Annotated in this window: 21 protein-coding genes and 1 pseudogene; 12 read left to right on the forward strand and 10 right to left on the reverse strand. The window is 71.1% G+C overall.

The window, feature by feature from the left end; translation table 11 throughout:
• Nucleotides 1–2 precede the first annotated feature (2 nt).
• The 3 genes from DMB42_RS12130 (at nucleotide 3) to DMB42_RS12140 (ending at nucleotide 3,380) form a co-directional block, all read left to right on the forward strand.
• A complete protein-coding gene (locus DMB42_RS12130) occupies nucleotides 3–1,016 on the forward strand; it encodes a carbohydrate ABC transporter permease (RefSeq protein WP_125633721.1) in 1,014 nt (337 codons plus the stop codon).
• Nucleotides 1,013–1,864 carry a carbohydrate ABC transporter permease gene (locus tag DMB42_RS12135; protein ID WP_125633723.1) on the forward strand — a complete coding sequence of 284 codons (852 nt, stop codon included), beginning with the start codon at nucleotides 1,013–1,015 and terminating at the stop codon, nucleotides 1,862–1,864. Before DMB42_RS12130 ends, DMB42_RS12135 begins: the two co-directional genes overlap by 4 nt.
• Nucleotides 1,865–1,940: 76 nt before the next feature.
• Nucleotides 1,941–3,380 (forward strand): glycoside hydrolase family 3 protein, encoded by a 1,440-nt coding sequence (locus DMB42_RS12140; RefSeq protein WP_125633725.1) that lies wholly within the window; start codon nucleotides 1,941–1,943, stop codon nucleotides 3,378–3,380.
• Between the two features lie 85 nt (nucleotides 3,381–3,465).
• Here the strand turns inward: DMB42_RS12140 and DMB42_RS12145 are convergent, their stop codons facing one another.
• A complete protein-coding gene (locus tag DMB42_RS12145) occupies nucleotides 3,466–4,647 on the reverse strand; it encodes an ROK family transcriptional regulator (protein WP_125633727.1) in 1,182 nt (393 codons plus the stop codon).
• 91 nt (nucleotides 4,648–4,738) lie between these two features.
• Between DMB42_RS12145 and DMB42_RS12150 the strand changes: the two genes are divergently transcribed.
• Genes DMB42_RS12150 through DMB42_RS12160 form a run of 3 tightly spaced genes read left to right on the forward strand, consistent with a single transcriptional unit; the run spans nucleotide 4,739 to nucleotide 7,910 of the window.
• Nucleotides 4,739–6,616, forward strand: a complete 1,878-nt coding sequence (locus tag DMB42_RS12150; protein WP_125633729.1) for an endonuclease/exonuclease/phosphatase family protein — start codon at nucleotides 4,739–4,741, stop codon at nucleotides 6,614–6,616.
• 8 nt (nucleotides 6,617–6,624) lie between these two features.
• Nucleotides 6,625–7,074 (forward strand): Rrf2 family transcriptional regulator, encoded by a 450-nt coding sequence (locus DMB42_RS12155; RefSeq protein ID WP_125633731.1) that lies wholly within the window; start codon nucleotides 6,625–6,627, stop codon nucleotides 7,072–7,074.
• A 56-nt stretch (nucleotides 7,075–7,130) separates the two neighbouring features.
• On the forward strand, nucleotides 7,131–7,910 hold the full coding sequence (locus tag DMB42_RS12160; RefSeq protein ID WP_125633733.1) for a DNA-formamidopyrimidine glycosylase family protein: 780 nt from the start codon (nucleotides 7,131–7,133) through the stop codon (nucleotides 7,908–7,910).
• Here DMB42_RS12160 and DMB42_RS12165 read toward each other — a convergent pair.
• From DMB42_RS12165 to DMB42_RS12190, 6 genes are all read right to left on the reverse strand, one after another.
• Complete coding sequence (locus DMB42_RS12165) at nucleotides 7,907–8,263, reverse strand: helix-turn-helix domain-containing protein (protein ID WP_125633911.1); 357 nt, start codon at nucleotides 8,261–8,263, stop codon at nucleotides 7,907–7,909. The two genes, DMB42_RS12160 and DMB42_RS12165, sit on opposite strands and share 4 nt — an antisense overlap.
• A gap of 286 nt (nucleotides 8,264–8,549) precedes the next feature.
• A complete protein-coding gene (locus DMB42_RS12170) occupies nucleotides 8,550–9,053 on the reverse strand; it encodes a CinA family protein (protein WP_125633735.1) in 504 nt (167 codons plus the stop codon).
• A gap of 8 nt (nucleotides 9,054–9,061) precedes the next feature.
• Nucleotides 9,062–9,634, reverse strand: a complete 573-nt coding sequence (gene pgsA, locus DMB42_RS12175; protein ID WP_125633737.1) for a CDP-diacylglycerol--glycerol-3-phosphate 3-phosphatidyltransferase — start codon at nucleotides 9,632–9,634, stop codon at nucleotides 9,062–9,064.
• Nucleotides 9,631–11,040 (reverse strand): 30S ribosomal protein S12 methylthiotransferase RimO, encoded by a 1,410-nt coding sequence (gene rimO / locus DMB42_RS12180; protein ID WP_125633739.1) that lies wholly within the window; start codon nucleotides 11,038–11,040, stop codon nucleotides 9,631–9,633. The genes pgsA and rimO overlap by 4 nt, the downstream gene beginning before the upstream one ends.
• 58 nt (nucleotides 11,041–11,098) lie before the next feature.
• A complete protein-coding gene (locus tag DMB42_RS12185; RefSeq protein ID WP_125633741.1) occupies nucleotides 11,099–11,863 on the reverse strand; it encodes a helix-turn-helix domain-containing protein in 765 nt (254 codons plus the stop codon).
• 77 nt (nucleotides 11,864–11,940) lie between these two features.
• Entirely contained in the window at nucleotides 11,941–14,451 is a 2,511-nt protein-coding gene (locus DMB42_RS12190) for a DNA translocase FtsK (RefSeq protein WP_125633743.1), read from the reverse strand.
• Between the two features lie 123 nt (nucleotides 14,452–14,574).
• Between DMB42_RS12190 and DMB42_RS12195 the strand changes: the two genes are divergently transcribed.
• Nucleotides 14,575–15,411 (forward strand): metallophosphoesterase, encoded by an 837-nt coding sequence (locus DMB42_RS12195; RefSeq protein WP_125633745.1) that lies wholly within the window; start codon nucleotides 14,575–14,577, stop codon nucleotides 15,409–15,411.
• On the opposite strand, the gene DMB42_RS12200 is transcribed toward DMB42_RS12195, so the two are convergent.
• On the reverse strand, nucleotides 15,395–16,102 hold the full coding sequence (locus DMB42_RS12200) for a GntR family transcriptional regulator (protein ID WP_125633747.1): 708 nt from the start codon (nucleotides 16,100–16,102) through the stop codon (nucleotides 15,395–15,397). The genes DMB42_RS12195 and DMB42_RS12200 overlap by 17 nt on opposite strands.
• Nucleotides 16,103–16,189: 87 nt before the next feature.
• Here DMB42_RS12200 and DMB42_RS12205 point away from each other — a divergent pair, with 87 nt between their 5' ends.
• The 5 genes and pseudogenes from DMB42_RS12205 (at nucleotide 16,190) to DMB42_RS12220 (ending at nucleotide 20,381) form a co-directional block, all read left to right on the forward strand.
• Nucleotides 16,190–16,864, forward strand: coding sequence for a tyrosine-protein phosphatase (locus DMB42_RS12205; RefSeq protein WP_125633749.1), 675 nt, complete (start codon nucleotides 16,190–16,192; stop codon nucleotides 16,862–16,864).
• On the forward strand, nucleotides 16,861–17,088 hold the full coding sequence (locus tag DMB42_RS12210) for an MFS transporter (protein WP_125633750.1): 228 nt from the start codon (nucleotides 16,861–16,863) through the stop codon (nucleotides 17,086–17,088). The genes DMB42_RS12205 and DMB42_RS12210 overlap by 4 nt, the downstream gene beginning before the upstream one ends.
• A gap of 23 nt (nucleotides 17,089–17,111) precedes the next feature.
• Nucleotides 17,112–17,324, forward strand: a pseudogene (locus DMB42_RS56340) (hypothetical protein); the annotation flags it as partial.
• Nucleotides 17,325–17,340: 16 nt separating this feature from the next.
• A complete protein-coding gene (locus DMB42_RS54905) occupies nucleotides 17,341–17,802 on the forward strand; it encodes an MFS transporter (protein WP_396981981.1) in 462 nt (153 codons plus the stop codon).
• Nucleotides 17,803–17,903: 101 nt separating this feature from the next.
• Nucleotides 17,904–20,381 (forward strand): SpoIIE family protein phosphatase, encoded by a 2,478-nt coding sequence (locus tag DMB42_RS12220; protein WP_125633754.1) that lies wholly within the window; start codon nucleotides 17,904–17,906, stop codon nucleotides 20,379–20,381.
• Here the strand turns inward: DMB42_RS12220 and DMB42_RS12225 are convergent.
• Together DMB42_RS12225 and DMB42_RS12230 are read right to left on the reverse strand one after the other, a co-directional pair.
• A complete protein-coding gene (locus DMB42_RS12225; RefSeq protein ID WP_125633756.1) occupies nucleotides 20,371–21,303 on the reverse strand; it encodes an aldose epimerase family protein in 933 nt (310 codons plus the stop codon). The genes DMB42_RS12220 and DMB42_RS12225 overlap by 11 nt on opposite strands.
• Nucleotides 21,300–22,262 (reverse strand): LacI family DNA-binding transcriptional regulator, encoded by a 963-nt coding sequence (locus DMB42_RS12230; protein ID WP_125633758.1) that lies wholly within the window; start codon nucleotides 22,260–22,262, stop codon nucleotides 21,300–21,302. The genes DMB42_RS12225 and DMB42_RS12230 overlap by 4 nt, the downstream gene beginning before the upstream one ends.
• Nucleotides 22,263–22,277: the final 15 nt, after the last annotated feature.

Below are 22,277 nucleotides of genomic sequence, written 5' to 3' on the forward strand. Positions count from 1 at the left end.
CGATGGCGAACACGACTACGGTCACCCGGGGCAGGGGCTCGTCCCCCGCCCCGGGGCGCCGCCGTAAGAAGGGCGGCGGGCCCGTCAAGAGCAGCGGGATGCCCTCCTGGAGCATCCCGTACGTCCTGCTCGTCCCCGGTCTGCTGGTCATCGCGGTACTACTGCTTTACCCGATGTTCCAGCTCGTCGTGATGGCCTTCCAGAAGGTCGGACTCGCGCAGATCAGGGGCAGCAGGCCTGCTGAATGGGTGGGCCTGGACAACTTCGAGAAGGTCCTCTCCAACGACATCTTCTGGTCGGCGCTGCGCAACACCGTGGTGTTCGCCTTCGTCGCCGTCAGCCTCACCCTGATCGTGGGCACCGCGGTCGGCGTACTGCTGAACAAGCTCGGCAAGAGGATGTCCCTGTTCGTGGTCATCGGGTGCATGTTCGCCTGGGCCGTGCCGCCGGTCGCGCAGGGCGTCATCTGGCGCTCGCTCTTCGACGCCGAGTCCGGCATCGTCAACTGGCTGCTCAACCTGCTGCCCGACTGGCTGGCCGCGCCACCGGCGGGTCAGCAGGACTGGACCGGCACCCCCTGGCTCAACGACAGCTTCCCCCTCTACGTCGCACTGGTCGTGTGCGTGGTGTGGGCCGGGTTCCCGTTCATCGCGGTCTCGGTGCTGGCGGGCCTCAAGGGCATCCCGGCCGAGCTGTACGAGGCGGCGAAGGTCGACGGATCGGGGGCGTGGCGGACGTTCAGGAAGATCACCCTGCCGCTGCTCAAGCCGGTCTTCGCCGTCCTGACGATCCTGTCGATCATCTGGGACTTCAAGGTCTTCAGCCAGCTCTACGTGCTGATGAACGGCCCGACGAACCGGGACGGCTTCAACCTGTCGATGTACTCGGTCGCGGAGGCGTTCAAGCCCCCGCAGAAGCTGGGCACGGGCGCGGCGATCTCCATCGTGCTGACGATCATCCTGCTCATCATCACCGTCGCGTACGTCCGGCAGATCGTGAAGCAGGAGGAGATGTGAACCCGCTCGCCCGCAAGAAGCTCGGGAAGATCCTCCTGAACACGGCCGGCGTGCTGGTCTTCCTCTACGCGGTCTTCCCCGTCTACTGGATGGTCTCCACCGGTTTCAAGGAGAACGACCAGATCTTCACGACGGAGTTCATCCCGTTCCCGACGCACTTCACGTTCGACCACTTCGCGCGGGTGCTGACGGAGGGCGTGGCCAACAACTCCATCTGGCTCTACATGCGCAACAGCGCGATCGTGGCGCTCGGCACCGTGCTCGTCGGCTCGGTCTTCGCGCTGCTGTCGGCCACGGCGATCGCCCGGTTCCGCTTCAAGGGACGTGGCACGTTCCTGGTCGTCCTGCTGATCGTGCAGATGTTGCCGTCGGAGGGCCTGCTCATCCCGCTGTACATGATGGTCAAGCGGGTCGGCCTCGGTGACCAGCTCCTCGGGCTGATCATCACCCAGGTCGCGCTGACGCTGCCGTTCGGCATCTGGATGTTGCGCACGTTCGTGGCGGCGGTGCCGCGGACGCTGGAGGAAGCGGCGTGGATCGACGGCGCGAGCCGGCTGACCACGTTCTGGAAGGTGCTGTTCCCGCTGGTCGCGCCGGGATTGGTGGCCACGAGCATCTTCTCCTTCATCACCGCCTGGAACGATCTGGTGTTCGCCCTCTACCTCATGTCGGGTTCCGAGGGGTACACGATGCCGGTCGCCCTGCAGTACTTCTTCGGCCAGAAGGGCGTCGACTGGGGCGCGATCATGGCCGGTTCCACCCTGATGACCCTTCCGGTGGTCGTCTTCTTCCTGCTGGTACAACGCCGCATGGTCACCGGTCTCACGGCCGGGGCCGTGAAGGGGTAAAGGGCGCGGATCCTCGTACGGCTCGGGCTGCTCCGAGCCGTACCCGATCGTGCCGTCATTCAAGTGATGAGGAGCCATGAGTCAGAGTGATCGGGGGCTGCGTCGCCTCGCGGCCGGCACGCTGCTCGTCGCCTTCCAGGGCACCACTGCGCCCGACTGGGTGCTGCGTGAGCTGGACAACGGCCTGGGCGGCGTGACGCTCTTCGGATTCAACGTCGCCAGTCCCGACCAGGTCAGGTCGCTCACCGCGGCGTTGCGCGCCTCGGCCGAGCCCGTCATCTCGCTCGACGAGGAGGGCGGGGACGTCACCAGGCTGGACTACCACGTGGGCAGCCCGTACCCGGGGAACGCGGCGCTGGGGGCGGTCGACGACGTCGACCTGACCCGCCGGGTCTACGCCGCCATCGGGTCGGAGCTGGCCGCGTGCGGCATCAACCTGGACCTGGCGCCGAGCGCCGACGTCAACACCGAGGACGACAACCCGGTGATCGGGACCAGGTCGTTCGGCGCCGACCCGGCGCTGGTGGCCAGGCACACGGTCGCGGCGGTCGCTGGGCTGCAGTCGGTGAACGTGGCCGCCTGCGTCAAGCACTTCCCCGGCCACGGCGCCACCCGGGTGGACTCCCACCTGGCCGTGCCCGTCGTGGACGTCGGCCTGGACGTGCTGCGGGCCCGCGAGCTCGCACCGTTCCGGGCGGCGATCGAGGCCGGCGCGAAGACCGTGATGACTGCGCACGTGGCGGTGCCGGTGGTGACCGGGGACACCCCGGCCACCCTGTCGGCCGCCGCGTTGACCGGGCTCCTCAGGGGCGAGCTCGGTTACGACGGCGTGGTCATCACGGACGCGCTTGACATGCACGCGATCACCAAGAGCGTGGGCCTGGCCAACGGCGCCGTGCTCACGCTCGCGGCCGGGTCGGACCTGATCTGCCTCGGCCCGATCCCCGGCGAGGACGACGTCCAGCGGGTCATCGCGGAGATCGTGGCCGCGGTGGCCGAGGGCCGCCTGCCGGCCGCCAGGCTGGAGGAGGCGGCCGACCGGGTCAGCGCGCTGCGTTCCTGGTTCGGCACGCCCGAGGTGGTCGCCGCCGGGCAGAACGGGGTCGGCCTGCACGCCGCCCGCCGCGCCGTACGGCTGACCGGTGAGACGGAACCCCTGGTCGAACCCCTGGTGATCGAGGTGGACACCCCGCCCACGATCGCCGTGGGGAACGTGCCATGGGGTGTGGGCCCGTGGCTGCCGGACGCGGAGATCATCCGGGTCGAGCCGGCGGCCGCCGACGTCCCCGCCCTGCTGGCCAAGGCCGCCAACCGGTCGCTGGTCATCGTGGTCAAGGACGCCCACCGCTACCAGGAGAGCCAGGAACTGGTCTCCGCCCTGGTGGCGGCCCGCCAGGACGCGACGGTGATCGAGATGGGCCTGCCCGTCTGGCGGCCCGACAGCGCCGCCTACATCGCCACGTACGGGGCGGCCAGGGCCAACGCCCAGGCCGCCGTTGAACTGATCACCGCCTGAGCACACGCTCAGGCGAAACCCACCCCGAGCGCGGTGTTCAGGCGAAACCCGTCTGAGCGCCGCGTTCGGGCGGAACACCGCCGGGTCAGGGCGTGAGGAGTTCCTCGCGCGCCTGGTCCAGCGCGGCCAGCACCGCGCCGCGCAACACCGAGTTCTTGTGGGCCACCGCCGTGGTGACCACCTGCGGCCGCACCGGGCAGATCCGCGCCACGGCCTCCTCCACCCTGGACGTCAGCGCGGATCCCCCGGCGTGACCGACCTCCGCGGCCAGCACCACCAGCCCCGGGTCGAGGATCACGCACACCGCCGCCACACCCAGCGCCAGCCGGTTGGCGATCTCGTCGAGCATCGGCTCGCCGCGGGATACCGCAGCCACCGCGACCTCGACGCACTCCGCGGCGCTCTCGGCCTCCAGCCCGTAACTCTTGGCCAGCTCGGCCACCGCCTCGGCGCTGACCAGCGACTGCAGGCCGCCCGCCAGCGACGGCAGCCGGCCCGGCGTCGTGTGGATGTTCTCCGGCAGCGGCACGCCGGGCACCGGCAGATAGCCGATCTCCCCCGCGCTGCCCGAACGCCCCCGGTGGAGCTTGCCGCCCAGCATGACGGCCATGCCGAGACCGCGGCTGGCCCACATCAGCACGAAGTCGTCCACGCCCTTGGCCGCGCCGTCGACGTGCTCGGCGATGGCGGCCAGGTTGACGTCGTTCTCGATCGTCACCTCGCGCCGCAGGTCGCCGGCCAGCGCCTCGTGGATGCCCTCGTGCCAGCCCGGCAGGTCGAAGGAGAAACGTACGTCGCCGCTGCGCGGGTCGACCACGCCCGGGGTGCCGATCACCACGCCGCGCAGCTTGGCCAGGCTGACCTTGGCGCTGCGGCAGGCCTTGACGATCGCGCCGTGGACGGCGGCGACCGGGTCGTCGTGACCGCCGGGATCGACGGTGACCTCGGCGACCGTGCGGCCGTGGATGTCGGCGACCGCGGTGGAGATCAGCTCGGGCCCGACCTCCAGACCGGCCACGTACGCGCTGGAGGGGATCACCGAGTAGAGCGCCGCGTTCGGCCCCCTGCCGCCCGCCTGCGCGCCCACCACCTCGACCAGGCCGCGCTCCTCAAGTCGCGCGAGCGTCTGGGAGGCGGTGACCTTGGACAGACCGGTCAGGTCGCCGATCTGTCCCCTCGTCATCGGACCGGTGTCCAGCAACAGCTCCAGTGCGGCCCGATCGTTGATCTCCCGGAGAAGTCTGGGCACACCAGGACGACGCTCCACGCTGATATCCCACCGTCAAAATCGAAAAGGTTGTTGGAAGTTTAGCGCCCCAGCTCTTGCATATCATCGGAGCCGAACACGAGGATGCCTCATGACTATCCCCCGCGGCCCGGCGATCATGCTCGCGCTCGGCCTCGTGCTGCTGCTGGATGTGTCGAGGGTCTTCCTTCCGTCGTTGATCACGTTGTTCGGCCGCGCGGGCGAGACTCCGCCTGAGCTGATGGGCCTCTACGCCGCCGCCTGGTTCATCCTGCCTTTCCTGGCGCTGTTAGCCAAGCCGCGCCACGCTCTGCTCGGCGGCGCCGCGGCGCTGGTCCTGGCCAGGATCCTGCTGCAGTCCGGAGTCGGACAGCTCTACGTCGCCTCCGCCGGCGTCACCGCGGGTCTGGTCTTCCTGTACGGCTGCGCCCACACGGTCCCCCGGCGGGCCGTACCGGCCGGAATCATGGGCGGACTGTGCCTGTCGTTGATCGTCCACCTGCTGCTGGACGGCGTGGACCTGGTCTGGCGTGACGGCGTGCTCCCCTGGCTGGCCGCGCTCTCCGTCTGCGCCGCCTTCCTGACCCTCATACGTCCCCCGGCCCCGGACGCCGAGGTGGACCGCGCGCCCGCGCTGACCTGGTTCCTGCTCGGCCCGGCGATGTTGCTGACCGGCGTGGCCGCCACGGGCTGGGCCAAGCCCGAGGAGAGCCCGCTGTCCCTGTGGCAGGCCCTGCCGGGCGCCGCGCTGCTCGCCGTCGTCCTGGTCATGACCATGGCGCAGAGCGCCCGTCCGCCGCTGTCGCCCTTCTTCGACCTCGTCACCGGGGTCATGCTCGTGGTCTTCACGCTGACCCTCGTGATGGGTGCGTCCTACATCGGCGTGCTGCTGATCGGCAGCGTCGGCGCCCTGCTGGCCGGGACCGCGCGGCCGGACCACCCCGGCGGCCGTCGGACGGGCGTGGCCGTGCTCGGCGGCGGGCTGGTCTTCTTCGTGGCCCTGTTCCTCTACTACGCCGCCTACGACCTCGACCTGGGCTTCCCCAACGGCGCGATCCTCGTCGCGGTGGCGGTGCTGGTGGCCGTTCTCGGCGCGGTCACGGCCCTCGTCCGGCATGCACCGCCGTCTACCGCACGGGTCCGGGTGAGCTGGCTGCCCCCGGCCTTCGCCGTCCTCCTGGTGGGCCTCCTCACGCTGGGCACGCCGTCCGCGCCGCCCGTACGGGCCAGGCAGGGCGGCACCTTCACCCTGATCGCCTACAACATCCGCATGGGCTACGGCCTGGACGGCCGCCTGTCGCTGGACCGGATCGCCTCGTGGGCCGCGGCCCAGAAGCCCGACGTCGTGCTGCTCAGCGAGGTCGACCGCGGCTGGCTGCTCAACGGCGGCCACGACGACCTGGCCAGGATCGCCCGCGGGCTCGGCATGCGCTACCACTTCGCCCCCGCCGCCGACGAGGTGTGGGGTGACGCGCTGCTCACCAACCTGCCCGTCAAGCAGGTGTACTCCCACCGCCTGGGCAAGCACGACTATCCGACGGGCGCGCAGGCCCAGGCGATCGTCCTGGAGGTCGGCGGCCGGGAGGTGGGCATCGTCAACACCCACTTGCAGGCCACCGACGGCCAGGCGCCGGAGGTGGCCGCGATCGCCCGTTCCCTGGCCGCCGGACGGGACGCCGACGAGGCCGGACAAGGGGGCCCCGGGCCCGAGGGGCAGGTCAGACGGCCGGTGATCCTCGCGGGCGACCTCAACACACGGCCCACCGACCCGGCGATGGAGGTGCTGAAGGCGGCCGGGCTGACCGACCCTCTGACGGCGTTCGGTGACCCGCCGACCTCACCCGCCGACGCCCCCAAGGAGCGCATCGACCACGTGCTGATCACCAAGGGACTGACGGCCGTTTCCGCGCAGGCGCCGCGTCTGCCGTATTCGGATCACCTGCCCCTTCTGACGACCTTGCGCCTAACCAGTGTTGACCAGGAGGGATAATCGAGAACATGCGCCTTTCCGCTCGTGTCGACTACGCCCTCCGCGCCGCCGCTGAACTCGCCGCAGCCGGCGCGGGCCCGACTACCGTGGGTGAGCTCGCCAAGGAACAGGACATGCCGCCCAAATACCTAGAGAACATCCTGCTCCAGATGCGCCGTGCCGGCCTCGTACGCGGCCAGCGGGGCCCTGAGGGCGGCTACGTGCTGGCCAGGCCCGCCGCCAACATCTCCCTGGCGGACGTGATCAGGGCCGTTGACGGGCCGCTGGCGAACGTACGGGGCGAACGTCCCGAACACGTCGGCTACCGGGGCCCGGCGGAGTCGTTGCAGCAGGTGTGGATCGCCCTGCGCGCCACCGAGCGAGCCATCCTTGAGGAGGTCACGCTCGAACAGGTCGCCACGGGAAGCCTGCCCCACCGCGTCCGCCAGCTCGCCGCCGACCCGGCCGCCTGGGACTGACCCCACCGGGCGGCGCGACCCCGGATCCCGGCCGGCCGGAAACCTAGACTGGAGGGATGCCCGAGGGAGACGCCGTCCACCGCACCGCCGCGCGCCTGCGTGGCGCGCTCGACGGCCGCGTGCTGACCACGTCGGACTTCCGCGTCCCGCGGCACGCCACCGCCGATCTGAGGGGCCGAGCCGTGATCACGACGGTCTCCAGGGGCAAACACCTGCTGACCCGGGTGGAGGGCGGCCTGACCGTGCACACCCACCTGCGCATGGACGGACGCTGGCTGATCGTTCCCGCCAGCCGGCGTACGGCCGGCGGCGATCAGGTCAGGCTGATCCTGGCCAACGAGCGGTGGCAGGCGGTGGGGCTCAAACTCGGCATGGTGGACCTGGTGAGGACCGCCGACGAGGAGCGGCTCGTGGGCCATCTGGGGCCCGATCTGCTGGGCGCCGACTGGGATCCGGCCGAGGCCGTGCGAAGACTACGAGGGGCGCCGGACAGGACGATCGGGGAAGCGCTGCTCGATCAGCGCAACCTGGCGGGGATCGGCACGATCTATCGCGCCGAGACCCTGTTCCTACGCGGGATCTGGCCGTGGAAGAAGGTCGGGGAGATCGAGGATCTCGAAGGGCTCGTCACACTGGCCCACCGGCTCCTGGAGGCCAACAAGGGGCATGCCGGCACGGTGACGACAGGTGATCGCCGCCCGGCGAACCAGACCTGGGTCTATGGCAGGGCAGGGAGACCCTGTCGCCGATGCGGCACCCGCATCAGCCGCGGGGAGATGGGGGCACAGCCACAGGAAAGGCTCATCCTGTGGTGTGGTGGCTGCCAGCCGCGTTAGGCCGCCACCATGTCCTTGACCTCGGGGAACACCGTGTCGGAGATCGACCCGGGAACCGTCTCGGCAAGGGGCAGCCGCTCGTGCTCGGGCACGTCGGCCAAAACAGGCGCGGCCTGCAGCTCCGCCAGCGCGAACTGGTCGGAAACCTCACGCAACACCTGCGAGAGCGGCACTCCGAGGGCACCGCAGATCGACGCGAGCAGCTCGGACGAGGCTTCCTTCTGGCCACGCTCAACCTCGGACAGGTAGCCGAGCGAGACACGCGCCAGCGTGGACACCTCTCGAAGCGTGCGCCCCTGACGCACCCGCAACCGCCTCAGCACGTCACCGAGCAGCTGACGCAGCAGAATCATCTGTCGCTCCCTCCCCGGCGCGGATGTCTTCACCACGCCCCGCGCGATCGGATCGTGCCGCACATTGGTCTTCTTTGCTTCGTACATACTCCTCGCCGTCATCATGGGGCGTCGCCGACCCGGGTCTGCCGCTCGTGCCTGGTTGCGCGACTCATCAGGCCCGCCTGCCGGGCGCTCGGTGCTTGCAGTTGGCTCACGGACCTCACTCACAGCTCCACCGTACCCGTATCCACCGACACCGCGTCAGACCGTGCTTCGCATGTTCGCTCGGGACGTAACACGGTAATCATCCGGAATGTTCCCCTTTGTTAGCCTTCAGCACACCTGCGAGGAGATCGACTGCCTCGTGCACCGTCCTTACCCTGATACGTTCACGCGACCCCTCCAGGGTCAACTCCCGGACAAGGAACTCCCCACCGGGACCATGAACGGCCGCGTAGACCAGGCCCACGGGCTTGCCGTCCTGCGGCTCCGGCCCGGCCACCCCGGTCACGGCCAGCCCGTACGCGGCCCCGCACACCCGGGCGACCCCCTCGGCCATCGCCGCCGCCACCTCCGGATGCACGGCCCCCTCGCGCTCCAGCAGCGCGCCCGGCACGCCCAGCAGATCGCGCTTGAGATCGGTGGCGTAGGAGATCACCCCGCCCCTGAACGCCTTGGAGGACCCCGAGACCGAGGTGAACGCGGCCCCGATGAGCCCCCCGGTCAGCGACTCGGCCACCGCCACGGTCGCCTCCCGCCGTACCAGCAGGGCCAGAACCTCGGCCACGACGTCGGCCACGTCCGCCATCGCTCAGATCACTCCCCACGCGCCCGTCTGGCGACCTGGCGCAGCTTGACCGCGCGTACGAGATAGTCGACGCCCGTGGCCACGGTCACGATCAGCGCCGCGCCCATCACCGCCCACCGCAGCGGCCACGGCACCCCGGGCAGGATGTAGAGCACGATCGCGGCGATCTGCAACACGGTCTTGACCTTGCCGCCGTAGCTGGCCGGGATGACCGCGTGCCGAAGCAGGATGAACCGGAGCAGCGTGATGCCCAGCTCGCGGCCCAGGATCACGATCGTGACCCACCACGGCAGCTCGTCGAGGATCGACAGGCACACCAGCGCCGCCCCGGTGAGCGCCTTGTCGGCGATCGGGTCGGCGATCTTGCCGAAGTCGGTGATCAGGCCGTAGCGCCGGGCCAGCTCGCCGTCGAGATGGTCGGTGATCGAGGCCACCCCGAACACCGCCAGCGCGGCCAGCCGCCAGCCGGTGCCGGGCAGGAACAGGCAGAAGACGAAGAAGGGGACGAGCGCCAACCGGAGGACCGTGAGGACGTTGGCGATGTTCCACGGGCTCACCACGCGGCGCTCGTCCCTGGTCATGGACTGGCCTTGATGCGCGCGATCAGGTCAACCCCCTCGGCGTCGACCACGACCGCGCGCACGATCTGTCCCTTGACCAGGCCGATGCCCTGGACCGTCACCGAACCGTCGACCTCCGGGCCCTGGTGGGCGGCCCGGCCCTCGTAGCCGCCGTCACCCAGGTCGTCGTCGATGAGCACGTCGACCTCGGTGCCGATGCGCTCCTCCGCGCGCTGGGCGGTCAGCTCCTCGGCCAGCTCGGTGAGCACGCGTACGCGCTCGTCGATGACCTCCTGGTCGAGCTTGCCCGGCAGCCCGGCGGCCTCCGTGCCGTCCTCGTCGGAGTAGCCGAACACGCCGATGACGTCGAGCCTGGCCCGCTCCAGGAACCCGACCAGCTCTCCGAACTCCTCCTCGGTCTCGCCCGGGAAGCCCACGATGAAGTTGGAGCGCACACCCGCCTCGGGAGCGCCCTTGCGCACGCTCTCCAGGAGGCCGAGGAAGCGCTCGGGGTCGCCGAAGCGGCGCATCCGGCGCAGGACGCTGCCGCTGGCGTGCTGGAAGGACAGGTCGAAGTAGTCGGCCACGCCCTCGGTGGCGGTGATGACCTCGATCAGGCCGGGCCGCAGCTCGGCCGGCTGCAGGTAGCTGACCCGCACCCGGTCGATGCCCGGCACGGCGGCGAGCTCCGGCAGCAGCTTCTCCAGCGCCCGCAGGTCGCCGAGGTCCTTGCCGTAGGAGGTGGAGTTCTCCGAGACCAGGACGAGCTCGCGCACACCCCGGTGGGCCAGCCAGTCAGCCTCGGCCAGCAGCTCGTCGGGATTGCGCGAGACGTAGGCGCCGCGGAAGGCCGGGATGGCGCAGAACGTGCAGCGCCGGTCGCAGCCGGAGGCCAGCTTGAGCGAGGCCACCGGGCTCTCGTCGAGCCGTTTGCGCAGCACCCGCGGCCCGCTGGCGGGCGCGAGCCCGTCGGGCAGGTCGCCGTGGCCCGGGATGCCGGTCTTGGGCGCGCTGCCCCGCTCGACCGGCGAGATCGGCAGCAGCGTGCGCCGGTCGCGCGGCGTGTGGGGCTTGAGCGGACGCCCGGCCAGCACGTCGTCGAGCCGGCCACCGATCTCGGTGTAGTCGTCGAAGGAGATGACGGCGCTCGCCTCGGGCAGTGCCTCGGCCAGCTCGTTGCCGTAGCGCTCGGCCATGCAGCCCGCGGCCACCACCTTCGCCCCGGAGTCGGCGGCGGCGAGCAGCGTGTCGATGGAGTCTTTCTTGGCCGAGTCAATGAAGCCACACGTGTTGACGACGACGACGTCGGGGTCGTCGTCGCCCAGCTGCCAGCCGGCAGCCTCAAGTCGCGCGGCCAGCTCCTCGGAGTCGACCTCGTTGCGTGCGCAGCCCAGAGTGATCAGCGATGCGGTTCGGCGGGATGACATGGTGAACACTACGGTATCGGGAGTTGGCCACCACCTGATGCACGGCCTCCCCGCCGGACTACCGCGGAGGCGTCGTGGAGAGCCCGAACGAGCGGCTCACCATCTCCCCCCGACCGCCGAGCTTGTCCACCTTCTTGCCGTTGACCTGCAGAGATACCGCCCCGGCGTCCCCGAGGAGCAGGCTGAGCTTGTCGGCGGCCTGCCAGGTCGAGCTGTTGCCGGCCTGCAACATCCCGGCGAAGAGCATGCGGCCCTCACCGTCGCGCACGTTCACGTACGAGGTCCGCTTGGCCTTGATCTTCAGGGTGACCATGCCTTTGGTCACCTTGCCCTTGGCCGCCGCGGCGCGGGGCGCCTCGGTGATGGGCGTGTTCGGCGGCACGCTGGGCTTGGGCGTGATGGCGTGCACGTCGGCGGTGTGCACCTGGTCGCTGGCGCCGCCGAGCACCCGTACGGTGCCGAACACCACCACGACGGCCAGCGCCACGCCGAGCGCCATCGTCCAGTTGGGCCCCCGGCGCTCGCGCAGGGCCAGCGTGCGGTCGGCCTGGAACACGGCCGCGGCGCGCACGGGCTGCGGCGCCCCGCCGTGCTGCTGGTCGAACAGGTGGACCGTGGCCTCGGGATCGAGGCCGACGACCTTGGCGATGGCTTTGACGTGACCGCGGGCGTAGAAGGCGCCCCCGCACTGCTCGTAGTCATCCTGCTCGATGTGGTTGATGATCGTTTCTCTGATCCGCGTGGCCGCGCTGACCTGCGCGACCGTCATTCCCGCCGCCTGCCTGGCCGCTGCCAGCATGGCCCCGATGCTCTGTTCCTGCACAGCGAACGCCTCCCCACCACGACAGTGCGTAGTGGTTCATATTCAATCAGTTATCGCCGTGGAACCGTGCATTGGGGTCATTCGCCACGCAGGTCCGCCAGCAGGCCAGGCAGATCGTCCGGTTTCACCAAGACTTCGCGGGCCTTGGAGCCCTCGCTGGGGCCGACCACGTTGCGGCTCTCCAGCAGGTCCATCAGCCGCCCGGCCTTGGCGAAGCCGACGCGCAGCTTGCGCTGCAACATCGAGGTCGAGCCGAACTGCGTGGTCACGATCAGCTCGGCGGCCTGGATCAGCAGGTCGAGGTCGTCGCCGATCTCCTCGTCGATCTCCCGCTTGACCGGCGCGGCGGCCACGTCGTCGCGGTATTCGACCTGCATCTGCTCCTTGCAGTGCGAGACGATCTCGGCGATCTCCTTCTCCGAGACGAACGCGTTCTGGATCCGGATGGGCTTGCTCGCGCCCATCGGCAGGAACAGCGCGTCACCCTGGCCGACCAGCTTGTCGGCGCCCGGCTGGTCGAGGATGACCCGCGAGTCGGTCAGCGACGACACCGCGAAGGCCAGCCTGGAGGGCACGTTGGCCTTGATCAGGCCGGTGACGACGTCGACCGAGGGCCGCTGGGTGGCGATCACCAGGTGGATGCCCGCCGCGCGGGCGAGCTGGGTGATGCGGACGATCGAGTCCTCGACGTCGCGCGGGGCCACCATCATGAGGTCGGCCAGCTCGTCCACGATCACCAGCAGGTACGGATACGGCTGGTAGACCCGCTCGCTGCCCGGCGGCGGCACCAGCTTGCCCGCGCGTACGGCCTTGTTGAACTCGTCCACGTGCCGGAACCCGCTGGCGGCCAGGTCGTCGTAGCGCCGGTCCATCTCGCCCACGACCCATTCGAGGGCTTCTGCGGCCTTCTTCGGGTTGGTGATGATGGGGGTGATGAGGTGAGGGATGCCCTCGTAGACGCTCAGCTCGACGCGCTTGGGGTCGACCAGCACCATGCGCACCTCGTCGGGGGTGCTGCGCATGAGGATGCTGGTGATCAGGCCGTTGACGCAGACCGACTTTCCGGCGCCGGTCGCGCCCGCGATGAGCAGGTGGGGCATCTTGGCGAGGTTCGCGACGATGGTCCGGCCCTCGACGTCCTTGCCGAGGCCCACGATCATCGGGTGATGGTCGGCCTGGGCCACCTGGGAGCGCAGCACGTCGCCGAGCGAGACCAGGTCCTTGTCGGCGTTGGGGATCTCGACCCCGATCGCCGACTTGCCGGGGATCGGCGACAAAATGCGGACGTCGGCGGACTTGACGGCATAGGCGATGTTCTTGGTCAGGGCGGTGACCTTCTCCACCTTGACCGCTGGGCCCAGCTCGATCTCGTAGCGGGTGACCGTCGGGCCGCGGGTGAAGCCGATCACCTGCGCGTCGATGGTGAACTGCTCCAGCACGCTGGTCAGCGCGTTGACCACGGTCGTGTTGGCCTTGGTCTGCGGCTTGGGCGCGCTGCCCTGCTTGAGGAACTGCAGGTCGGGCAGACTGTACGGCCCCGCCTGCGGCGACAGCACGAGCTGCTCGACCTTGCGCGGCGCGGGTGTGGGCTCCGGCGGTTCCGGCCTGCGCTCCGGCGCGGACGGCTCCTCCTCCGCGGGCCCGTCGGTCAGCCCCGGCACGATCTCCGGCGAGTGGTCGGCCAGCTTGTCCTTCTCGGCGATGACCGGCGTATCGTACGGCTTGACCGTCTCGGCGCCCTCGGCGTCGGTCTTCCTGGTCCTGGGCTTGCGCTTGCCCGGCCCCCGCGGCGCGGGCTGCTCGGCGTCCCGTACGAAGAGCATGTGCCGCAGCTCCGAGAGCCGCTCGGGGATGCGGTGGACGGGCGTGGCGGTGATCACCAGCACGCCGAACCCGGACAACAACATCAGCAGCGGGATCGTGATCCAGGACGGCAGGATGCTCATCGGCGGCGCGGACACGATGAACCCGATCATGCCCCCGGCGGCCGACACCTTGTCCATGCCCTGCCCGTCGCCCGCCGGGTAGGGGGTGTCGTTGGCCACGTGGATGACGCCGAGCACGCCGACCATGAGCGCGCTCCACCCGATGACCATGCGGCCGGTGTCGGCGTTCTGGTCGGGATGGCGCAGGTAGCGCCAGGCCAGCAGGCCGAGCAGCAGCGGCAGCGCCCAGGCCAGCGAGCCGAACAGGGCGTGCACGGTGGTGTTGACGACGCTGGAGACCGTGCCCTCGGGGTTGCGCCAGGTCATCGCGGCCAGCACGATCGCGCCGGCCAGCACCGACAGGCCGACGCCGTCGCGGCGGTGGGCGGGGTCGAGCTCGCGGGCGTTCTTGCCGAGCGCGCGGGCGGTGCTGCCGATGCCGTTGGCGAGCAACATCCACAAGCCGACGATCAGCTTGCCGACCATGGTGAAGACCCAGCTGATCGGGTCGGGATGGGTCACGGAGGACTTGCGACCGGAGCCTGCGGCCCTCGCCTTCGGTCGCCCCGCCGCCGTGGCCGGCCGCTTCGCGGGGGTCGATCGAGGCGAGGCCGACCGCTTCGCCGGCCCCTTCGATGCGCTTTTCGGCGTACGGGTGGCCATGATGCCAAAGGTACGTCGGAGACGCCGCCGCACGCGCGAGGACGCGCCGTGCGCCCGAAATGTCCGACTTTATTCATATAGATGACCGGTCACGTTCGGTGTCGTCGTGCATCGTTCGCGGTCATGACGTACACGCTGATCCACCTGACCGATGTCCATGTCGTACCCGAGGGGCCGCTGCACGGCTCGGCGGATCCCGTGGGCGGGCTGCGGGCCGCGCTGTCGGCCGTCCGCGCCTCCGGGCTGGACGTGGCCGCGATCGTCCTGTCGGGCGACCTGGCCGACCAGGGCGACCTGGCCTCGTACCGGATCCTGGAGGACGCGGTCGGGGAGGCCGCGCGGGCGCTCGGGGCGGTCGTGGTGACCGCCATGGGCAACCACGACGAGCGCGCGGCCTTCCGCGCGGGCCTGTCCGGGCTGAACGCCGCCGCCCGCCCACGCACCGGCGAGGGCGCCTGGGACGCCGTCACGATGGCGGGCGGCCTGCGGCTGATCGCGCTCGACACCTCGGTGCCCGGCCACCACCACGGCGAGCTCGACGACGACCAGCTCGCCTGGCTGGCGGACACGCTGGCCGAACCCGCGCCCGACGGCAGCGTGCTGGTGCTGCATCACCCGCGGATCCCCAGCGTGCTGCCCCTCATGAACGGCATCGGCCTGCGCGAGCCCGCCCGGCTGGCCCGCGTGCTCGAAGGGTCGGACGTGCGGCTCGTGCTGGCCGGCCACACCCACAGCGCGAGCGCCGGCACGCTGGCCGGCATCCCGATCTGGGTCGGACCGGGCAGCGCCTACGCGGCCGACACCATGGCCCCCGCCGGACGCACCCGCGCGCTGGCCTCGCAGGCGTTCACCCGCGTGGACCTCGGCCCGTCAGGCGTGCTCACCACGCTCGTGCCGCTGTCGCCGGCCCCGCCGGTCTACGAGCTGGACACCGAGGTGCTGCTCAGTCATATCGGGTGACGAACGAGATCATGTCGCCGCGGCAACGCCGTTCGACATGGCACAGGGGCTGCCCGTCGTGCGTGAGCAGCCCCTCCCGCACCACCACCGCCTCGCCCGCCTGCATCTCCAGCATGCTCTGGTCGTGCAGGTCGGCGGGCTCGGCCGAGATGGCGCGCCAGGCGTAGCGGTAGGCGTGGCCGGCGGCCTCCAGCGAGGCCAGCACACCCGCCTTCGGGTCGAGGCGCAGCCCGGCCAGCTCGGGGGCCAGGCGGTAGCGGCTGAGCACGCAGGGCCGCTCGCCGTTCCTGAGCAGGGTGGTGATCTCGTGCACGATGCCGCCGGGCAGCCGCAGGTGACCGGCCGCGGCCGGATGCGCAACCTCGCCGCGTTCCACGAGCCGCTCCCCGCCGGTGAACAGGCCCGCCATGCCCGCGATGTCCGAAGGACGGTGTCTGCGGGTCTCGGGATCGACGGAGACCTCGATCCTGCGCGGCGCCCGCCTGACGAAGCTCCCGAGCCCCTGCCGGGTCTCGACCAGGCCGGCCTTGCGCAGCTCCACCATCGCCTGGCGGGCGGTCAGCCGGTGGACGCCGTAACGCTCGGCGAGGGCGTCCTCGGTCGGCAGGCGCTCGCCCGGAGCCAGCTCCCCCGACTCGATGGATCTGCCGAGGACGTGGGCGATCTCCCGGTAGCGGGCTTGTCGTGGCACGTGAACACCTTAAAGGTGCGTCAGGGTTCATCCGTCGGCCACACGCAGGCCGTCTGCCCGCAGACCGCCAACTCATATATATGACTCATGCCCCTCCTGAACCTCCGTGACGTCGCCGCGGCGACCTCCCTGCGCCCGGGCGTGCTCTACCGCTCGGCGCAACCGCACACCCTCACCTCCGAGGACACCCGGCTCGTCACCGGCCTTCGGCTGATCGCCGACCTGCGCGGCGACGACGAGCGCCGGCTCGGCGACTGGGCGGCCGTACTCGGCGGCGCCGTCCGGCACGCCACGCTCGGCGCGGGCAGCACCTCCTCCCCCGCCCAGCTCGCCACACTGCCCGCCGACCTGGACCTCGGCGACCTGTACGCCGGCCTCCTCCGGCACCGGGCCGCCTGGTTCGCCGGAGTGATCGCCGAGATCGCCGACGGCCTGCCCGCGCTCGTGCACTGCGCCGCCGGCAAGGACCGGACCGGCATGGTCGTCGCCCTGATCCTCGACCTGCTCGACGTGGACCACGAGGCCATCGTCCGCGACTACGCCCTGACCGCGCCGGCGCTGCCCGACATCCTGCTCATGCTCGGCCTGTCCGGGGCGGACGGCCCCGCGGCCGTGCCGGGCGCGCTGCTCGACGCCCCCGAGAGCGCCATGCGCACGTTCCTGGCCACCCTGGACGAACTGGGCGGCGCCGAGACGTTCCTGCTCACCAACGGCCTCACCGCCGACCGGATCGAGCGGCTGCGCGCCGCGCTGCTGCCATGACGCTCACCCAGGAGCCGGTACGCCTGCGCCGCGGCCTGGTCAGCGCCCTCGGCGGCGTGGCCACCGTGATCGCCAACCCCGTCTCGGGCCACCTGTCGGACCGCACCGCCGGCCGGTACGGCATGCGCCGCCCCTGGATCCTCGGCGGCTCGCTCACCGGCCTGGCCGGCCTGCTGCTGCTCGCCCTGGCCGGCTCGGTCCCCTGGTCGCGCTCGGCTGGATGATCGCCGTCTGCGGCTACCAGGCCATGGTGGCCGGCCTGACCGCCACGGTGGTCGACCAGTTCCCGCCCGCGCGCAGGACGCGGGTGGCCGGCGTGTTCTCCATGTGCAACATCGTCGGCGTGGTGCCCGCCATGGTGCTGGCCCAGGTGTTCAAGGACTCGCTGGTCACCGCGTTCGCGGTGTGCGGCGCGCTGGCCGTCGCCGCCGCGCTCGTGCTCTGGGTGGTCCTGCCCGACCGCCGGCGCCGCGGCGCTGGTCGGCCTGACCACGATCGTCAGCACGCTGCTGTCCGGCCTGCTCGCCTACCTGGGCGGGCGCTGGTCGGCCAGGATCGGCAAGGGCCGGCCGTTCGTCCTGTGGGCGACCGTGATCCTGGCCGCCATGTTGCTGCTCAAGGCGGCGACCGCGAGCGTGGCCGTCGTGGTGCTCGTGGCCGTGGTCTCGGGGGCGGCGACCGGCGTCTACTACGCGGTGGACCTCGGCATGGTGACCCAGGTGCTGCCCGACGAGCGCGAGGCCGGGCGCTTCCTGGGCGCGTTCGCGATGGCCAAGCACCTGCCGTCGGCGGTGGCCCCGGCGCTCGCGCCGCTGCTGCTCGGCGTCGGGAGCGACCCGTTCGCACCGGGCCCCAACTACTTCCTGCTCTTCCTGGCCTGCGCGATCGTGACGGCGGCCGCGGCGCCCCTTGTCGGTCTTCTTCGCGGCGTACGGTAGCCCGCGGCTCCTTCTTCACAACAGGAGGTATCAACGGCACCGTTCTGCCACTCTGAGAGTCACCGAACTGCCACATCGAGTGATGTACTAGGACCGCCAGAGTGGACACGACCCGAGTGTCGAGCACGGCCTTCGACGGCACTCCCCACGCGCCCGCGCACGCGCGCCGATTCATCCGCCAGGTGCTCAGCGAATGGCGCCTGAGCCACCTGGCCGAGGACGCGGTGCTGCTGACCAGCGAGCTCGTCACCAACGCCGTGGTGCACGCGGGCACCGGCATCGAGCTGACCTGCCGTCTCGACGTCTCGGCGAGCCCGGCCAGACTCGAGATCGAGGTCGACGACCACCATCCCGCCCGGACGGTCCTGACGGCCGAGGCCGTGTCCGCCGAGGCGGTGTCGAACGGCGTGATGCGCTCGTCCGGGCGCGGGCTCGCCCTGGCCTGCATGCTGGCCGACGCCTGGGGCGTCACCTACACCAGGACCGCCAAGCGGGTGTGGGTCCGCCTGGAGCTGACCGACGGGCCCGACCACCAGGAGGTCATGGTCGGCACGCCGGGGCTCGTACCGGCCACCGTGGCCACGCCCATCGAGGGGCTCCACGTCGGCGTGCTGCTCGCCGACGGCGACGGGACCGTGTTGTCCTGGAACTCCGAAGCCGAGAAGCTGCTGGGCTGGACGCCGGAGCAGGCGGTCGGCCTGCCGCTGGCCGAGCTGGTGGCCTGGCGCGGCCACGGCCCGTACGCGATGTCCCTGGCCGGCACCCTCTCTCTGGGCCGCTGGCGGGGCGAGGCCCGGATGCGGCACGCCGACGGCCGGCTGATCCCCGTCTACGTCTCGCACGTACGCAGCCGCGGCGGCCCAGAGGACCACCGGTCGATCTGGATGATCGTGGCCGGCGACCACCGCTACGTGCTGACGCCGCCGGCCGCGCCGCTGCGCAGGGAGGCCGGTCGGCGGATCAAGGACCTGCTCGACCGGGACATGCCGTTCGCCGAGCTGCTGGACACCATCGCCCAGATCGTCCAGACCAGCAGCGGCGGCGACGCGGCGTACGTGCTGCTGGCCGCCGAGGGCGGCGACCGGTTCGGGGTGGCGGCGGGCGCGGGCGCGACGGCGGGGCTGGTGGGCGTGCTGGCCGCGGGTGTGTTCGGCCCCGACGGCAGGACGCCGTCGATGATCGACGACCTGCTGGCCGGCGACGTCGAGCTGGCCCAGCAGCTCCGGGCCAGGTCGCTGGCGTGCGCGCCGATGAGCGTGGGCGGCGAGGTGACCGGCTACATCGTGGTGACCGCCGCCCAGCCGGGCCGCTTCGACCAGGAGCTCACGGTCAGCCTCCAGCACATCGCCGACCAGGTGGCCATGCCGGTGCAGCGCGAACGGCTGGCCGAACGCGAACGCGCCCACCGCGGCCGCCTCTCCTTCCTGGCCGAGGCCGGCGAGCTGCTGGCCGGGGTGCACGACGAGGAGCTGATCGCCGCGCTGACCGCGCAGCTCGTCGTACCCAAGATCGCGACCTGGGCGGCGGTCTACCTGACCGACCTGGCGGGCATGACCAGGCTCGCCCACGTCTGGCACAGCGAGGAGCGCTACAACGCCAACCTGCGCAGGTCGCTGCCGGCGATCCCGCGTACCGCGCTGAACGAGGTGAGCTGGCCGGTCGGCGCCGAGACCGTGTTGTCGTTCCCGCTGCTCACGCAGGGCCGCTCGCACGGCGCGCTGGTGATCGGCCGCGCCGAGCCGACCCTGCCGCTGGAGCTGGCCGACCTGCTGGCCGACCTGTGCCGCCTGGTCGCCCTCAACCTGCACACCGCCATGTTGTACGCCCGGCAGGCGACCACCTCGCGGGTGTTGCAGCGCAGCCTGCTGCCCATGCGCGCGGCGCCCATGCCGGGCCTGGAGTCGGCGGTCGTCTACGAGCCCGCCGAGGAGGGCGCCGACGTCGGCGGCGACTTCTACGACCTGTTCACGGTCTCCGACCACTGGTGCTTCGCCCTCGGCGACGTGTGCGGCAGCGGCCCAGAGGCGGCCGCGGTGACCGGCCTGGCCCGGCACGCCGTACGCCTGCTGGCCAAGGAGCACTACACGGTGGCCGACATCTTCGACCGGCTCAACCAGGCACTGCTGGAGGAGGTCGAGGAGGACCGCTTCCTCAGCCTGCTGTGCGGGGAGCTGACCCCGCTCCCCCAGGGCGGCGCGCTGTGCACGATCGCCTCGGCCGGGCACCCGCCGCCCCTGCTGCTGCGCGCGAACGGCGTGGTCGACACGGTGGCCTCGCCGCAACTGCTGCTCGGCATCGAGGCCGGCGCGAGGTTCTACGTCGAGACGTTCGAGCTGGCGCCGGAGGAGGTGCTGCTGTGCGTCACCGACGGCGTGACCGAGCGGCGCAACGGCGACCGGCTGCTCGACGACGACGAGGGCCTGTCGGCCCTGCTGTCCGGCTGCCGTGGGCTGAGCGCCCACGGGGTGGCCGAGCGCGTACGGCACGCGGTCGAGACGTTCGCCAAGGAGCCGTCGCAGGACGACGTGGCGCTGCTGGTGATCAAGGCGGCGGCGGAGCTGCGCGGGGTCAGGCCGTGAACCGGTAGGCGGTCGAGGACGTGTGGCGCTCGCCGGGCCGCAACACGGTGGACGGGAAGTGCGGCTGGTTCGGCGAGTCGGGGAAGTGCTGGGTCTCCAGGCACAACCCGGCGAAGGGCCCGTACGGAGTGGCGACCCCGTCGAGCATGCCGCCCGCGTAGAACTGCACGGCGGGCTCGGTGGTGGTCACCCGCATGGTCAGGCCGCCCGCGGTGACCTCGACGCCGCCGTCGAGCACGAAGCAGTGGTCGTAGGCGCCGCCGAGCCGGTCGCCCACCGCGTGCGGCTCGGTGAAGTCGAAGTCGGTGCCCTTGACCGGCGCGAGCTCGCCGGTGGGGATCTTGCCGTCGTCCACGGGCAGGTAGTGGCCGGCCTCCATCCTGACCACGTGGCCGAGCACGTCGCCGCCGCCGGTCAGGTTGAAGTAGGAGTGGTTGGTGAGGTTGAGCACGGTCGGCGCGTCGGTCTCGGCGGTGTAGTCGAGGCGGAGGGCGTCGTCGTCCAGGGTGTAGGTGACCGAGGCGGTGAGCGTGCCGGGGTAGCCCTGGTCGCCGTCGGGGCTGGTCAGTTCGAGGGTGACCGAGGTGGCGGTGCGGGCGGTGATCGTCCACACCCTGCGGTCGAAGCCCTCGGTGCCGCCGTGCAGGCTGTTGGGGCCGTTGTTGACCGGCAGGCGGTGCTCGCCGTCGAGGGTGAAGCGGCCGCCGGCGACGCGGTTGCCGTAGCGGCCGACCACGGCGCCGAAGTAGCGGCTGCGGGTCAGGTAGTCCTCCAGCGTGTCCAGGCCGAGCACGACGTCGAGGCCGCCGACCTCCAGCGAGCGCAGGACGGCGCCGTAGGTGAGCACCTCGGCGCGCAGCCGTCCGGACGACAGCTCCACGCGCTCGACGGTCTCGCCCGACGCCAGCGTTCCGAAGATCATGTGTTGGCCCTTCCCGTGGACTCGCGGACGATGAGGTCGGTGTCCAGGGTGATCACCGCGCCCTCGCCCTCTGACTGCAGCAGCAGGTCGACCGCCATCCGCCCGGCCGTCGCGGCGGGCATCGCCACCGTGGTCAGCTTGGGCCGGCCGAGCCGCCCAGGAAGGATGTCGTCGAACCCGATCACACTGATCCGGCCCGGTACGCCGATCTCCATCGCCGTCAGCCCTTCGATCAGGCCGAGCGCCACGAGGTCGTTGTAGGCCAGCACGCCGGTCGCCCCGCACGCGGCCACCTCGGGCGCCACCGCCAGGCCGCCCGATTCGGTGGGCTGGTTGGGGCCGAAGAAGACCAGGTCGAGACCCGGCATCTCGGCGGCGGCGGCCTGCATCTCGTTGCTGGTCCACGAGCCGGGCGGGCCGGAGAGCAGGGCGATCCTGCGGTGGCCGAGCCCGGCCAGGTGCTCCAGCGCGAGCCTGGCGCCCTTGCCGACGTCCATCAGCACCGCGGGCATGCCCTTGATCCGCCGGTTCACCAGCACGAACGGCACGTCCTCGGCCAGGCGCTCGATCATCCGGTTCGACAGGCGGGGGCTGCACAGCAGCACACCGTCCACCTGCTTGGCGAACGTCCTGATCAGCTCCTCCTCGACCCGCGGGTCCTCGTCGGTGTCGGCCACGAAGACGTGGTAGTCACGGCCCCTGGCCTGCGCCTGGGCGGCCTTGATCAACGAGGGGAAGAACGGGTTCGCGATGTCGGCCACGATGAGGCCGAGGTTGAACGTACGCCCGGTCGTCAGCGCCCTGGCCGCCCTGTTGGGCCGGTAGCCGAGGTCCTCGGCGGCGGCCAGCACGCGGTTGCGCGTGGCAGGATTGACCAGGTGCGGCGCGGAGAAGGTGCGTGAGACGGTTGACACGTGCACGCCGCAGGCGCGTGCGACGTCCTTGATCGTCGTCGCCATCGCCGTCCTCCCTTG

Source organism: Nonomuraea sp. WAC 01424 (assembly GCF_003947315.1).
In the GTDB taxonomy this organism is placed as follows: Bacteria; Actinomycetota; Actinomycetes; order Streptosporangiales; family Streptosporangiaceae; genus Nonomuraea; species Nonomuraea spiralis.